Origin of the sequence: Gynuella sunshinyii YC6258 (genome assembly GCF_000940805.1) — a bacterium.
GTDB classification, from domain to species: domain Bacteria; phylum Pseudomonadota; class Gammaproteobacteria; order Pseudomonadales; family Natronospirillaceae; genus Gynuella; species Gynuella sunshinyii.
The window spans coordinates 1,909,595-1,924,687 of sequence record NZ_CP007142.1 but is presented as its reverse complement, the minus strand read 5'-3'; the positions used below and the strand labels follow the sequence as shown (position 1 = coordinate 1,924,687).

Genomic DNA, 15,093 nt, shown 5'->3' with positions numbered 1-15,093 from the left:
TCTTATTTCGAAGCTCCCTGTGACAGACCGCTGACAAAATGCCGCTGGAACATTAAAAACAAAATAATAATCGGAATAATGGCAATTAAAGTGTAGGCTCCCATGGGACCGAGTTCTCCCATCCGTTGCCCAAGAGCATTACGCAATCCAACAGGAACAGTTCGTACCTGATCAGATGACGTTAACGTCAATGCGATCATGTATTCGTTCCAGGTACGCACAAAAACCATAATCGCAGCAGCGGCCAATCCAGGGCGTACCAGCGGCAACATAATAAAAAAGAAGGACCTCAAGCGGGAACATCCGTCAAGCATTGCAGCTTCTTCTATATCCTTCGAAATTCCAGCAAAAAAGTCCTTCATAACGAATAGCACCATTGGAATGCCCATCGCTGTATAGGCCAGGATAATGGCCCACAAAGTATTCAAAAGATGTAATTGATACATCATCACATACAACGGAATAACCGTTAACAGAGCAGGAATCATTTTGACGGAAAAAAGAGATATATAAATAGTGTCTTTAAAGGGAAACTTCATACGCCCCAGAGCATATCCAGCTAAAGACCCGAGCAGCAATGACAGAAACAGAGAAACCATGGTAACAACCAGGCTGTTGAACAAATAAGTCAACATCGGTGAATTCATAAATGCGCTGACATAATTACTCAATGTTGGTGCCTGTGGCAGGAATGTCGGTGGAAAGGCATTCCACTCGGCACTGGGCTTGAAGGATAATGCAGCAATCCAAAGTAATGGTGCTATAGAGATCAATGCCCAAATAATCACAGGTAAATAAAGCAGACTTTTGAATAACTTCTTAGTCGGGGATTTCATATCATGCCTCCTTATTCTTGAGCATTCTCAGATAGATAATGCTCATGAGAAGATTGATCAGAAACATCAATACAGCCAATGCCGAGCCTTTTTCAAACTCACCATATTTAAAGGCCATGTTATACATTTGAATACCAAGTAAACTGGTAGAGTCTAAAGGGCCGCCTGAAGTCAGTGCATATACCAGATCAAACTCATTAAAAGTACTGGTGGTAATCCAGATCAACGTAACCATGGTTGTCGGCTTTAGCAACGGCAAAGTTATATACCAGAACTGCCGTAACTTACTTGCACCATCCATCAAAGACGCTTCATAAATATCTTTGTCTATCGATTGAATACCAGCCAAAAGCATTACCATACAAAAGGGCATACCAAACCAGATATTTGCAACAATGACCATTGTCATGGCTGTGTCGACGCCCAACCAGGCAACGGGTTCAGAGACAATACCAGCTGACATCAGCATATAATTCAAGATACCGGCACGATCAGGGATATACAGAAACTGAAAAATAACTGCGATAACAACTGGCGAAAGTATCCATGGAATAATGATGATTGCCCGGAGAATATTATTAACTTTGAGCTGACGTTGCAGACTCAAGGCCATAATCATTCCAAGAGAAAATTGGAACACAACACACCAGAAAGTAAATACCAGTGTTTTCCAGAAAGGCGACCAGAATGTAGTGCTGGTGAGCACATCCACATAGTTGGAAAGGCCGACAAATTCGCGATTAAAAACAAGAAACTTACTTTTAAAAAAACTTAGATATACAGCATAAAAAGCGGGATAAAAGGCAAATATCGCAACAAAAATCACCACCGGAGCCAGAAAAAAAATCGCTAATACCCAGTCCTTGGAAAGGCTTCCCGATTTACGTCCGGGTAGTTTTATTCCTGACCGAATACTCAACTGAGTCATCATAACACTCGCCTCCAGAGTCGCTCCAGAAAACATCTTTCTGGAGCAATAGTACAATTATTATCATTATTTCCAGGATGCTTTAACCTTATCCTGAGCTTCTTTAAGAGCATCTTTTGGTTTTTGTTTACCACTCAACACTTTCTGTATCGCATCTCGGTATGATTGTGATAACAATTCATAATTATTGGTTTTTGGACGCGACCGGGCATTCGGCATGGTATCTACAAAACTGCTGAAGATAGGGTCAGAGGTAAAGACAGGGTCTTTATAAGCAGACAGTCTCATCGGCATATTGCCAGTACCATCTTTAAAAATGTTAACTTCATGTTGTGCAGAGGTTACTTTCTCTATCCAATTCCAGGCCGCCTGTTTTGCATCAGAGTCTTTAAAAATAACCCAGGTGCCATAACCGACAGCTGTTGCAGCTTTGGCCGGGTCGACACCGTCTGGAACTGGAATGGGAGCTGAACCTAGCTTTTCTTTCAGATTTGCCTGCGCCAGGAAATTAGCATCACTACGCCATTCCCACGAACCAACAATCGCCATGGCCGTCTGACCACCTATAATACTTGCAGCAACTTCTCTCTTGGTTTTCAAATAGCTGTCTGGAGGAGCAACTTTATACTGATTAACCAGGTCAGACAGAAATTGCACAGTTTTCAGAACAGGTGCACTGTTTAAGGTGGGCTGCCCTTGGGCATCAATGAAGTCACCACCTAAATCCCAGATATATGGCAGTGAACGCATGGAAGTATGCTCTGAATTTCCACCGTTCAATGCAAAGCCATATTCAATACCTTCTTCAGCCCCAACCTTTTGAATTTTTTGGGCGACGTCAACGAGTTCCGACCAGGTTTTTGGTGGATGTGAGTAACCGGCCTTGGCAAGTAAATCTTTGCGATACAACAAAGTACGAACATCGCCATCACCTGGCACACCAAAAGTATGTCCATCAAAAGTCACAGAATCCCATACAGCTTTAGGGAAATCAGTCTTACCGCTCCAATTCGTCATAAAAGGCGTTAAATCTGCAAGAATACCAACATCTTTAAATTCTGAAAGCCACTGACCGTCCAGATAAGCGACATCCGGCAAGTTGTTTGCAGACACAGCTGCAAGCAATTTAGTTCGCATATTATCGTTATTGATTTGTTCGATTTTTAACTCAACATCCGGATTTTCTTTCTTATATTGTTCCAGAACGATATCCATTGGGCCTGCGAGTTCTTTTTTATAGGGATCAGTCCAATCCCAAACAACCAGCTCTTTTTTTGCTTCCTTATGGTTGTTTTTCTGTTGTTCGGCATTCTCTCCTGAAGAACACCCATAAAACAAAACCATCGTCGCCAGACACGTGGCAGCATATATAAGCGTTTTTTTCATTCCAACTTACTCCCGGTTTAACACCATGAAATGTCAATACCCGACTTCTGCATAGCGTAATGCGCTGCGCCAAGGGCGCCCGCTTTGTTACCAAGCATCGCCAACTTTAAAGTTGTTGAAATCGGAGTCATTTTATTTACCTCGGATTGGACTTTTGCAATAAACACTTCACCTGACTCTGCTACACCTCCTCCAATAACGACTAATTCTGGATTTAACAATGAAGCAATATTGCTCACAGCCACACTAAGATGCTGTAACGGTTTTTCCAATATCGCCAAAGCAGCAGAGTCACCATCCCCTGCCGCTTTAAGAACATGTTCCGCTTTAATATCAAGATGGTTCTGAACGACCAGAGAAATAGCAGACTGTTTAAAATCATGCTGTTCAAAAAACCTGAGTGCCTGATGGCGAATGGCCGTTCCAGATGAAATACTTTCAAAAAAGCCAAACTCGTTGCTTGCGATCTGGTTTTCCAAGTCGACATGGCCGGCGGTCAAAAAGTACCCAATCTCACCAGCTTCGCCGGAAAACCCTTGATATAACTGGTTATTAATAACGATTGCCGCACCAATACCTGTTCCGATGGTGATCATGACAAAGTCATTAATTCCAGCAGCAGCACCTTTCCATTGCTCTCCAATGGCCGCGAAATTCACATCATTACTCAGATATAGCGGCACTTTAAACACACTTTTCAGCTCCGCTTTTAAATCTATATTCAGCCAATTAAAAGCAGGTGAGTTAGATAAAGTGTGAGTGATAGGATCTACTGTCCCGGGCAATCCAATACCCACGGCTGCGATATCACTCAGTTGAATCGAAGCATCAGAATCAAATAGACAAGTTACGATATCGCCAAAGAAATCCCGCGGTGTTTTATTTGGGAAGCTTGTTAATTTTTTTTCTAAAACAACAGAACCTCGAGATGATATAAGACAAATTTGCGTCTTTGTTCCCCCGACATCAATTCCAAGGAATAAAGAATCAGTACTCATAATTTTTCCTTATGATTCCTGCACCAAAAGATTGTTCTTTATGAAATCGAAGCTTCGTTTAACAGCTAATCCAACAGCTCCGATAACAACAGAATTTTCGCCAAGTTCTGTTCCGGATAATTTCGGTGTAACCGGTAAGAATTTGGTTAGGAAAGGACGAACCAATGGAATCAGGACATCGCTGTGACGACCAATTGATCCACCAATAACGATGATATTGGGATCATACATAACACATAAATTTTGAATGGCGATGGCTAGAAAATGACCGTATTCCCGGATAACCTTAACAGCTTCGGGATCTTCTACGGCTACCAGCGCAAATAGTTCATCGACAAATTTCTGGTGACCATAACAGCACAACTTGTCAGAGAGCTCTCGATACTTGGCAGTTTCATTTTTAATATATTGGGCAGAGAGACATTGCTCCAGCTTAACTCCAGAAGGTGACAACAGCTCGCCAATTTCCCCAGCGGCACCATTACTTCCTCGATACAAAACGCCGTCTGACATTAGGGCGGAACCAACACCAGCTCCTAAAGACAAATAACTAAAAATAGGTGCCTTGCGAGCAACACCGTACCGATATTCTGCCAACGCCGACAAATTGACATCATTTTCCAAAATAACGTTGGCCGGAAACAAACGATTCAGATATGGCTGTGACAAAAAAGGCTTAAAGGCTTCAAGTTCATCCACCATGAAAGAAGTGGTTCCAGTTTCTGGTGTTACCACCGCCGGAACACCGAAACTCACATAGTGAATAACATTCCAATCTAATTGATATTGCTGTAGCACTGCAGTAACGTGATCAGCCAATCTTGCCATGTATGATTCTGGACCTGACTCATTCATGCCAAGGGTACTCTGTGCAACAATATCGCCATTGAGATTAGCCAAAGCCACACGACTTTTCTTAACGCTGAAATCAATGCCTACCACGAACAAAGCATTTTGATTCAATTGTAAAAGCGTGGCTTTTCTCCCTTGTGCATTTTCTCCAGGTCCGATTTCCCGGATCAGATTCAACTCCAGCAAACGAGAGACTACTGATGAGACCGTCGGCTTACTCAGCCCGATTTCTCTGCTGATATCTGCTCTCGATATCTTTCCATGACGAAGAATCAAATCTATAGCCAGACTCTCGTTCATGTTCCTGATATGTTTCTGGTTCCCAACCACATGTTTCATAATCAGCCCACTAGTCGGATTAGAGTTACTTAACCGTGAAAATATGACCTCAGCACTGAAAGTGTGCTGCTAATACATAACATAACAGCAATTTTATTAATTAGTAATATTAATTAACTAATTAGAAACAACTACAGTATTCCTAAAGCTATAAAACTTGATAAAACCTACAAATACTCATAATAGGGAAAGGCTAAATGGGGACGAGAGATATGAATCAGAAAGCATTGTAAGCGGTTTATTTTATAAGCCCTTTTCCACATCACAGTGCACAAAGTATCGATCGAGCAAAATACGGAATAATTAAATATGATACGCAGCATGGACTTCTCTATTAGTCAGGCCCCACCCATCTGATGACATGTTGTCATTCGAGAGGTCAATCTGATACATACTTACATGGACTAACCAAATTAGTTGCAATACTGATCCTCAGCACTGCCCTAAAGCGAGTTCACTTTATTAATTTATAATTAAAAAGAATTAATATTTTGGAAATTTTTTGAAATAGTAATAAGAAATACCCCTTCAAATCACTATCACAAGCTGATTATAAAGATGCAAAACAAGCTAGAGACAACCGCTCGCCTTACCATATAAACCATGCATAGCCATAATGGGGTTATTGCCAATAGCAGAATTCGGAGATTATTTCGGTGTCACTGTCTGAAGAATCAAATTTATAACCTCCCCGGCATTGATACCAAGCAGGTCCCTCAAACGACATGCATAAAAAAACCCCGATCTGTCTCCAGACCGGGGTCGTGTTAGATGCCTGACGATGTCCTACTCTCACATGGGGAGACCCCACACTACCATCGGCGATGCGTCGTTTCACTACTGAGTTCGGGATGGAATCAGGTGGGTCCAACGCTCTATCGTCGTCAAGCAATTCGCTTGCTTCGGCTTTCGCCTGGGAGCCCGTGGAATCGCTTCTCACCAGCCCCCGCTGTTCTGAACAAGTTCGTCTATCGTCTCAACAAGTCATGTGTGTCTATCTCTATCCACACTTCACGTATCTTATCAGCGCTCAACCTCGCACATCGTCGTGCTCAAAACGCCTTAGGCGTTATATGGTCAAGCCTCACGGGCAATTAGTACTGGTTAGCTCAACGCCTCACAACGCTTACACACCCAGCCTATCAACCTCATAGTCTTTAAGGGCCCTTCAGGATCCTCTAGGGATCAGTGAGACCTCATCTTGAAGGGGGCTTCCCGCTTAGATGCTTTCAGCGGTTATCCTGTCCGAACTTAGCTACCCGGCAATGCCACTGGCGTGACAACCGGGACACCAGAGGTTCGTCCACTCCGGTCCTCTCGTACTAGGAGCAGCTCTTCTCAAGTCTCATTCGTCCACGGCAGATAGGGACCGAACTGTCTCACGACGTTCTAAACCCAGCTCGCGTACCACTTTAAATGGCGAACAGCCATACCCTTGGGACCGGCTTCAGCCCCAGGATGTGATGAGCCGACATCGAGGTGCCAAACACCGCCGTCGATGTGAACTCTTGGGCGGTATCAGCCTGTTATCCCCGGAGTACCTTTTATCCGTTGAGCGATGGCCCTTCCATACAGAACCACCGGATCACTAAGACCTACTTTCGTACCTGCTCGACATGTCCGTCTCGCAGTCAAGCGTGCTTATACCTTTACGCTATCCTCATGATTTCCGACCATGATTAGCACACCTTCGTGCTCCTCCGTTACTCTTTGGGAGGAGACCGCCCCAGTCAAACTACCCACCACACACGGTCCGTAATCCCGCTTAGGGACCAACGTTAGAACCTCAAGGTGACCAGGCTGGTATTTCAAGGTCGGCTCCATTAGAACTGGCGTCCTAACTTCAAAGCCTCCCAGCTATCCTACACAAGTCACATCAAAGTCCAGTGTGAAGCTATAGTAAAGGTTCACGGGGTCTTTCCGTCTAGCCGCGGATACACTGCATCTTAACAGCGATTTCAATTTCACTGAGTCTCGGGTGGAGACAGCTTGGCCATCATTACGCCATTCGTGCAGGTCGGAACTTACCCGACAAGGAATTTCGCTACCTTAGGACCGTTATAGTTACGGCCGCCGTTTACCGGGGCTTCGATCAAGAGCTTCGCTTGCGCTAACCCCATCAATTAACCTTCCGGCACCGGGCAGGCGTCACACCCTATACGTCCACTTTCGTGTTTGCAGAGTGCTGTGTTTTTAATAAACAGTTGCAGCCAACTGGTATCTTCGACTCTCGCTAGCTCCGGGGGCAAGCCCCTTCACCGGCAAGAGCGTACCTTCTCCCGAAGTTACGGTACCATTTTGCCTAGTTCCTTCACCCGAGTTCTCTCAAGCGCCTTGGTATTCTCTACCCGACCACCTGTGTCGGTTTCGGGTACGGTTCAATATGACCTGACGCTTAGAAGCTTTTCTTGGAAGCCGGGCATTAACCACTTCGGGGACCATAGTCCCACCGTATTCAGGTCTCAGTCTTCTCACTTAAGAGAGGGAACCGGATTTGCCTAATCCCCTAACCTACACCCTTAAACCTGGATAACCATCACCAGGCTGGCCTAGCCTTCTCCGTCACTCCATCGCAGTCATATTAAGTACGGGAATATTAACCCGTTTCCCATCGACTACACCTTGCGGTCTCGCCTTAGGGGCCGACTCACCCTGCCCCGATTAACGTTGGACAGGAACCCTTGGTCTTTCGGCGTGCAGGTTTTTCACCTGCATTATCGTTACTCATGTCAGCATTCGCACTTCTGATACGTCCAGCACACCTCTCGATGTACCTTCAACCGCTTACAGAACGCTCCTCTACCGATTACATTACTGTAATCCCGCAGCTTCGGTGGCCAGTTTGAGCCCCGTTATATCTTCCGCGCAGGCCGACTCGACTAGTGAGCTATTACGCTTTCTTTAAAGGGTGGCTGCTTCTAAGCCAACCTCCTAGCTGTCTAAGCCTTCCCACATCGTTTCCCACTTAACTGGCACTTGGGGACCTTAGCTGGCGGTCTGGGTTGTTTCCCTTTTCACGACGGACGTTAGCACCCGCCGTGTGTCTCCCGGATAGTACTCACTGGTATTCGGAGTTTGCATCGGGTTGGTAAGTCGGGATGACCCCCTAGCCGAAACAGTGCTCTACCCCCAGTGGTATTCGTCCGAGGCGCTACCTAAATAGCTTTCGAGGAGAACCAGCTATCTCCGAGTTTGATTAGCCTTTCACTCCTATCCACAGGTCATCCCCAGCCTTTTCAACGGATGTGGGTTCGGTCCTCCAGTTGATGTTACTCAACCTTCAACCTGCCCATGGATAGATCACTCGGTTTCGGGTCTACACCCAGCGACTCAACGCCCTATTAAGACTCGGTTTCCCTACGCCTCCCCTACTCGGTTAAGCTTGCCACTGAATGTAAGTCGCTGACCCATTATACAAAAGGTACGCAGTCACATTCCGAAGAATGCTCCCACTGCTTGTACGTATACGGTTTCAGGATCTATTTCACTCCCCTCACTGGGGTTCTTTTCGCCTTTCCCTCACGGTACTGGTTCACTATCGGTCAGCCAGGAGTATTTAGCCTTGGAGGATGGTCCCCCCTTCTTCAAACAGGATTTCTCGTGTCCCGTCCTACTCGTGCTCATGTAATCAGGATTTCAAATACGGGGCTATCACCCTCTATGGCTCCACTTTCCAGTGGATTCTTCTACCCAGTCTTACACTTCAGGGCTAATCCCCGTTCGCTCGCCACTACTTGGGGAATCTCATTTGATGTCTTTTCCTCGGGGTACTTAGATGTTTCAGTTCTCCCGGTTCGCCTCGTACACCTATGTATTCAGTGCACGATACCCGATAAATCGGGTGGGTTGCCCCATTCGGATATGTCCGGGTCACAGGTCGTTTACCACCTCACCGAACCTTTTCGCAGGTTACCACGTCCTTCTTCGCCTCTGGCTGCCTAGGCATCCACCGTATACGCTTAATTGCTTGACCATATAACCCTAAAACGTCTTATCTTCAGGTTTATACAGCGCTAACATGATACGTGCCTTGACGCTTGTCTTGACTTTTTTCGAACTCGTCCAGATTGTTAAAGATCATGCCACTTCAAGGGACTTCTTGTATCAAACAATTCGTGGCTCAACTTGCGTTTAAGGAGGTGATCCAGCCGCAGGTTCCCCTACGGCTACCTTGTTACGACTTCACCCCAGTCATTGACCCCACCGTGGTAAGCGCCCTCCTTTCGGTTAAGCTACCTACTTCTGGTGAAATCAACTCCCATGGTGTGACGGGCGGTGTGTACAAGGCCCGGGAACGTATTCACCGCGACATTCTGATTCGCGATTACTAGCGATTCCGACTTCACGCAGTCGAGTTGCAGACTGCGATCCGGACTACGACCAGCTTTCTCGGATTGGCTCCACGTCGCCGCTTCGCTACCGTCTGTACCGGCCATTGTAGCACGTGTGTAGCCCTACTCGTAAGGGCCATGATGACTTGACGTCGTCCCCACCTTCCTCCGGTTTGTCACCGGCAGTTTCCTTAGAGTCCCCGGCCGAACCGCTGGCAACTAAGGATAAGGGTTGCGCTCGTTACGGGACTTAACCCAACATTTCACAACACGAGCTGACGACAGCCATGCAGCACCTGTCTCAGAGTTCCCGAAGGCACCAATCCATCTCTGGAAAGTTCTCTGGATGTCAAGAGTAGGTAAGGTTCTTCGCGTTGCTTCGAATTAAACCACATGCTCCACCGCTTGTGCGGGCCCCCGTCAATTCATTTGAGTTTTAATCTTGCGACCGTACTCCCCAGGCGGTCTATTTATCGCGTTAGCTGCGCCACCCATCTCTAAAACGAAACGGACGGCTAATAGACATCGTTTACCGCGTGGACTACCAGGGTATCTAATCCTGTTTGCTACCCACGCTTTCGCACCTCAGCGTCAGTCTTTGCCCAGGGTGTCGCCTTCGCCACTGATGTCCTTCCGATCTCTACGCATTTCACCGCTACACCGGAAATTCCACACCCCTCTGCAAGACTCTAGCAAGTCAGTATCGTATGCAGTTCCCAGGTTGAGCCCAGGGATTTCACATCCGACTTAACTCGCCGCCTACGCGCGCTTTACGCCCAGTAATTCCGATTAACGCTCGCACCCTCCGTATTACCGCGGCTGCTGGCACGGAGTTAGCCGGTGCTTCTTCTGTGGGTAACGTCAATCATGAGCATTATTAATACTCACGCCTTCCTCCCCACTGAAAGTGCTTTACAACCCGAAGGCCTTCTTCACACACGCGGCATGGCTGGATCAGGGTTGCCCCCATTGTCCAATATTCCCCACTGCTGCCTCCCGTAGGAGTCTGGGCCGTGTCTCAGTCCCAGTGTGGCTGATCATCCTCTCAGAACAGCTAAGGATCGTCGCCTTGGTGAGCCTTTACCTCACCAACTAGCTAATCCTACGCAGGCTCATCTTAGAGCGTGAGGTCCGAAGAGCCCCCACTTTCGTCCGTAGACCGTATGCGGTATTAATCCGAGTTTCCCCGGGCTATCCCCCACTCCAAGGCAGATTCCTACGCGTTACTCACCCGTCCGCCGCTCGTCATCTTCCAGCAAGCTGGAAATGCTACCGCTCGACTTGCATGTGTTAAGCCTGCCGCCAGCGTTCAATCTGAGCCATGATCAAACTCTTCAGTTTAAAATCGTCGGTCAATACACCCTAAAGTGCACTAACCCAATTTTGACTCAGTTCGCTTATCAACAATTACTTATAACGTGTACAAATGAATTGTGAGTTCGCTTACTGATAATTCTCTTATGCGTCTTACCAGCCAGCGCCCACACGAATTGCCTGATTAACTTTTAAAGATCGTGCCCAACCAAGGGTCTTATCTGCTTCAGCGTTTACCCCCGAAGCGAGGCGCGCATTCTACCGAAACGAAGTCAGCTGTCAATACGCAAGTTATTAATTAATCTAATTTTTTTTAAATTATTTAAAACGGACCAAATCTACTTAACAACTTTAAGCGATGGCTTGGTTTTGACAGACTCTTCTCTATCAGAGTCCGGATCAGGCTCAAAAGGGGCCACATCAAAAGCCATACCCTGTCCATTCTCTCTGGCAAAAATAACCATAACGGACTCAACAGGCACAAACAAATGCTGCACCACGCCGCTAAACCTGGCTGAAAAGCTCAGAAACTCATTATTGAATTCATAATCCCTTATTGCTGTAGGAGATACATTCAGAGTGATCTTGCCATCTTTTACAAACTCCTGGGGCACTTCGACCCCAGGATACTGAACATCGACAACCAAATATGGCGTACAGCCATTATCAACTATCCAGTCGTACAACCCTCGCACCAGATATGGTTTGTTTGAAGTCATAGCCTGCAAAGTCAGTCTCTCATCTCGCGTTCGACTTCTGACAGACTGACCTGGAATGACTCACGCTCAAAAACCAGATCCATGTACTTAAACAAATGTTTAGACTGTTTTTCCGGCAACTCAATTCCCAAGTCATTCAAACGCCACAAAATAGGCGCGACACAACAATCAACAAGAGTAAACTCCTCACTCATGAAATACGGCTTTTCTTCAAATATAGGGGCCGTGCTTAAAAGACTCTCTTTCAGTTCTTTTCTTGCCCGATTTACACCTTCTTTGGTTTTTGCCGCAACAATGGTATCTACGAGTTCACACCAATCACGCTGAATACGGTGCATGAATAACCGACTCTCTGCTCGAGCCACAGGATAGACTGGCAACAACGGAGGATGGGGAAAGCGCTCATCAAGATATTCCATCATTACATTTGGTTCATACAAAACCAGTTCACGATCGATCAACGTCGGTAGCGTTTGATAAGGATTTAGCTCTCGAAGTTCTTCAGGAATGTTATCAGGATCGATATCTTTGATCTCAACAGCGACACCTTTCTCAGCCAATACGATACGAACACGATGACTATAATGGCTCGACGGATCAGAAAAAAAAGCCATTGAAGAACGTTTGGTAATAACGCCCATCGAAGTACCTCATAAATATACAGTTAACAAACGAGTGTGGACCTATATAAGGCCCACACCAAAATCAGCGAATTAAAAGCAATACTAGTGAATGTCTTTATGCAACTCGCGCGTATACAGGAATGAAACTGCATACAGCACAATTAGAAATGCAAACACCATTATACCAATTCGCTTTCTATCCATCTGAGCCGGCTCCCCCATGTACTGGAGGAAATTAGTAATATCATAAACGGCAGCATCATATTCCTCACTACTCAGGCTTCCCTGAATTGCATATGACTCGCAACTTTCAGCAGACATGACATTACCGGTCAAAGGATCAAACTTAGTTTCACCAGATATCTCTGGTGCAGTAGCGCACAAACCTTGGAGACCTACCAATACATGAGGCATTGCCACATCTTTGAACACTGTGTTATTAACCCCCCAAGGACGGGATTCATCAGCATAAAAACCTTTAAGGTAACTATAAATCCAATCTGCACTGCGAAATCTCGCTTCCAGAGTCAAATCAGGAGGAGTTGCTCCAAACCACGCCTTCGCCGATTTTGGCGGAATAGAGCTTTCCATCAGCTCTCCAGTTTTAGCTCCGGTAAATATCAAATTCTCCGCGAACAAATCATCAGGAATATCGAGGTCTTTGGCTATGCGGTTATAGCGAGCGTACTTAAGACTGTGACACCCTATACAATAGTTCATGAAGAGCTTAGCACCATTCTGCAAGGACTCTTTGTTGGTCAAATCTGTTTTGATATGAGCCAGCTCCACCTCTTCTTCAGCTGCAAACACAAATAAAGGAGACAGCAGCAACACTACAGCAACAATCACTCTTTTCATCGTGAAACCCTCTCTGGAACCGGCTTCGTCTTTTCAATTTTTGTATACCAAGGCATAAGCAGGAAAAAGGCAAAATAGATTGCAGTCGACACACGAGCGATCAACGTATTCAGTTCTGTCGCTGGTGCAGTTCCAAGATAAGTCAGCACACAAAAAGCAATCGCAAACAATACAATTGCCAGCTTGCTCAGAATACCTTTGTATCTCCACGACTTCACAGGAGAACGATCAAGCCATGGCAATACAAACATAATCGCAATCGCAGAAGCCATCATAATCACACCCCCCAGCTTTGAAGGTATAGCTCTCAAAATGGCATAGAAGGCACCGTAGTACCATACAGGTGCAATGTGTGGAGGGGTTTTAAGGTTATTGGCAGGTTCAAAGTTGGCCTGTTCCAGGAAGAAACCGCCGCCTTCCGGATAGAAAAATATAATTCCACAGAACACAAACAGAAAAATAACAACTGCAGGTAACTTACCCAACGTGAAATAAGGGTGAAATGGAACACCATCAAGTGGCACGCCATTTTTATCAAGGTGTTTCTTGATATCAATGCCTTCCGGGTTATTGGAACCAACTTCATGCAGCGCAAGAACATGCACGACAACTAATAATGCCAACACCAGCGGCAACGCAATAACATGCAACGCAAAGAAACGGTTCAGTGTAATCCCGGAAATCAGATAATCACCACGAATCCATTGTTGCAACCCCTCACCAATATAAGGAATGGCTCCGAACAGCGAAATAATAACCTGAGCGCCCCAGTAAGACATGTTCCCCCAAGGCAAAATATAACCCATGAAGCCTTCTGCCATCATGGCAACATAGACAAACATACCAAACAACCAAATCAGCTCACGTGGTTTCTGGTAAGAGCCATACAACACACCCCGAAACATGTGCAAATAGACCACCAGGAAAAACATGGAAGCCCCTGTAGAGTGCATGTAACGGATAAGCCAACCAAACTCCACATCACGCATGATGTATTCTACAGAACGGAAAGCTTCTTCAGATGATGGCACATAGCTCATTGTCAGCCATATACCGGTAAGAATCTGATTGGCAAATACGATCATTGCCAACAAACCAAATACATACCACCAGTTAAAGTTTTTAGGGGCATAATATTTAGACATGTGCTTTTCATAAGCACTGGTGACAGGCAAACGCTGATCAATCCATACCATCAAAGGGTGTTTCTTTGCTGCCATTATGCTGCTCCTCCGTCTTCACCTACGATCAAAGTGGAACCATCGTAATGATGTGGCGGCACGACCAGGTTTGCAGGAGCAGGAACCCCCGAAAATACCCTTCCAGACAAATCATATTTTGAACCATGACATGGACAGAAAAATCCGCCTGGCCACTTTGGATCAAAGGACTCCGGCTGAACTTCATAGAATAGCTTGGGCGCACAACCCAGGTGCGTACAAACACCCTCGACAACAAGAATATCACTATCATTAATAGCCCGCGCATCGTTCTTTGCATAAGCAGGCTGTTGCGCCGCATTATCACTCTCAGGATCCAACAAGCGATCCTTAAGAGCCTTAGAATCCAATTCTTTCATAACTTCTGGCGAACGTTTCAGAATGTATATAGGCTTACCTCGCCACTCTTCCGTGATCATTGCACCTACATCTATTTTGGATAAATCGACACTAACGGGACCCCCAACCGCTTTCGCTTTTTCGCTGGGATTCCATGATTTCACAAATGGGACAGCTACCCCGACAACACCAACAGCACCGACCGCGGCTGTTGCTGCACCAAGGAAACGACGCCGACCCTTATTTACGCCGCCTTGAGTCATTAGATATTCCTCTACCTAAATCTAAGTCTGGAAGATAATAATAGTTATAAGAAAACTGAGGGCATTTATTGGGCACAGCATGGTAAA

10 protein-coding genes and 3 rRNA genes are annotated in these 15,093 nt (G+C 45.9%); all 13 read right to left on the bottom strand.

From position 1 onward, the window contains the following. Window positions 1–2 precede the first annotated feature (2 nt). Window positions 3–836, bottom strand: a complete 834-nt coding sequence (locus tag YC6258_RS08550) for a carbohydrate ABC transporter permease (RefSeq protein ID WP_044616625.1) — start codon at window positions 834–836, stop codon at window positions 3–5. A 1-nt stretch (window position 837) separates the two neighbouring features. Next, window positions 838–1,767, bottom strand: a complete 930-nt coding sequence (locus YC6258_RS08545; RefSeq protein ID WP_044616624.1) for a carbohydrate ABC transporter permease — start codon at window positions 1,765–1,767, stop codon at window positions 838–840. 63 nt (window positions 1,768–1,830) lie between these two features. Further along, window positions 1,831–3,150: an ABC transporter substrate-binding protein gene (locus YC6258_RS08540; protein WP_044616623.1), complete on the bottom strand. Its 1,320-nt coding sequence runs from the start codon at window positions 3,148–3,150 to the stop codon at window positions 1,831–1,833. A gap of 17 nt (window positions 3,151–3,167) precedes the next feature. Then, entirely contained in the window at window positions 3,168–4,148 is a 981-nt protein-coding gene (locus tag YC6258_RS08535) for an ROK family protein (RefSeq protein ID WP_044616622.1), read from the bottom strand. A 9-nt stretch (window positions 4,149–4,157) separates the two neighbouring features. Continuing rightward, window positions 4,158–5,339 (bottom strand): ROK family transcriptional regulator, encoded by a 1,182-nt coding sequence (locus YC6258_RS08530; RefSeq protein ID WP_082070616.1) that lies wholly within the window; start codon window positions 5,337–5,339, stop codon window positions 4,158–4,160. A gap of 773 nt (window positions 5,340–6,112) precedes the next feature. Continuing rightward, window positions 6,113–6,228, bottom strand: a 5S ribosomal RNA gene (gene rrf, locus YC6258_RS08525). Window positions 6,229–6,412: 184 nt separating this feature from the next. Continuing rightward, window positions 6,413–9,312 (bottom strand): 23S ribosomal RNA (locus YC6258_RS08520). 159 nt (window positions 9,313–9,471) lie between these two features. Next, a 16S ribosomal RNA gene (locus YC6258_RS08515) occupies window positions 9,472–11,011 on the bottom strand. Together the 16S, 23S and 5S rRNA genes form the textbook arrangement of a ribosomal RNA operon. Window positions 11,012–11,322: 311 nt before the next feature. Further along, the gene (locus YC6258_RS08510; protein WP_044619883.1) at window positions 11,323–11,703 is read right to left on the bottom strand and encodes a ClpXP protease specificity-enhancing factor; all 381 of its coding nucleotides are present in this window, start codon (window positions 11,701–11,703) and stop codon (window positions 11,323–11,325) included. A gap of 11 nt (window positions 11,704–11,714) precedes the next feature. After that, window positions 11,715–12,344: a stringent starvation protein SspA gene (sspA, locus tag YC6258_RS08505; RefSeq protein WP_044616620.1), complete on the bottom strand. Its 630-nt coding sequence runs from the start codon at window positions 12,342–12,344 to the stop codon at window positions 11,715–11,717. A gap of 84 nt (window positions 12,345–12,428) precedes the next feature. Continuing rightward, window positions 12,429–13,184, bottom strand: a complete 756-nt coding sequence (locus tag YC6258_RS08500; RefSeq protein WP_044616619.1) for a cytochrome c1 — start codon at window positions 13,182–13,184, stop codon at window positions 12,429–12,431. Further along, on the bottom strand, window positions 13,181–14,404 hold the full coding sequence (locus YC6258_RS08495; RefSeq protein WP_044616618.1) for a cytochrome b: 1,224 nt from the start codon (window positions 14,402–14,404) through the stop codon (window positions 13,181–13,183). Before YC6258_RS08495 ends, YC6258_RS08500 begins: the two co-directional genes overlap by 4 nt. Continuing rightward, entirely contained in the window at window positions 14,404–15,006 is a 603-nt protein-coding gene (gene petA, locus YC6258_RS08490) for a ubiquinol-cytochrome c reductase iron-sulfur subunit (RefSeq protein WP_044616617.1), read from the bottom strand. Before petA ends, YC6258_RS08495 begins: the two co-directional genes overlap by 1 nt. Between the last annotated feature and the right edge of the window lie 87 nt (window positions 15,007–15,093).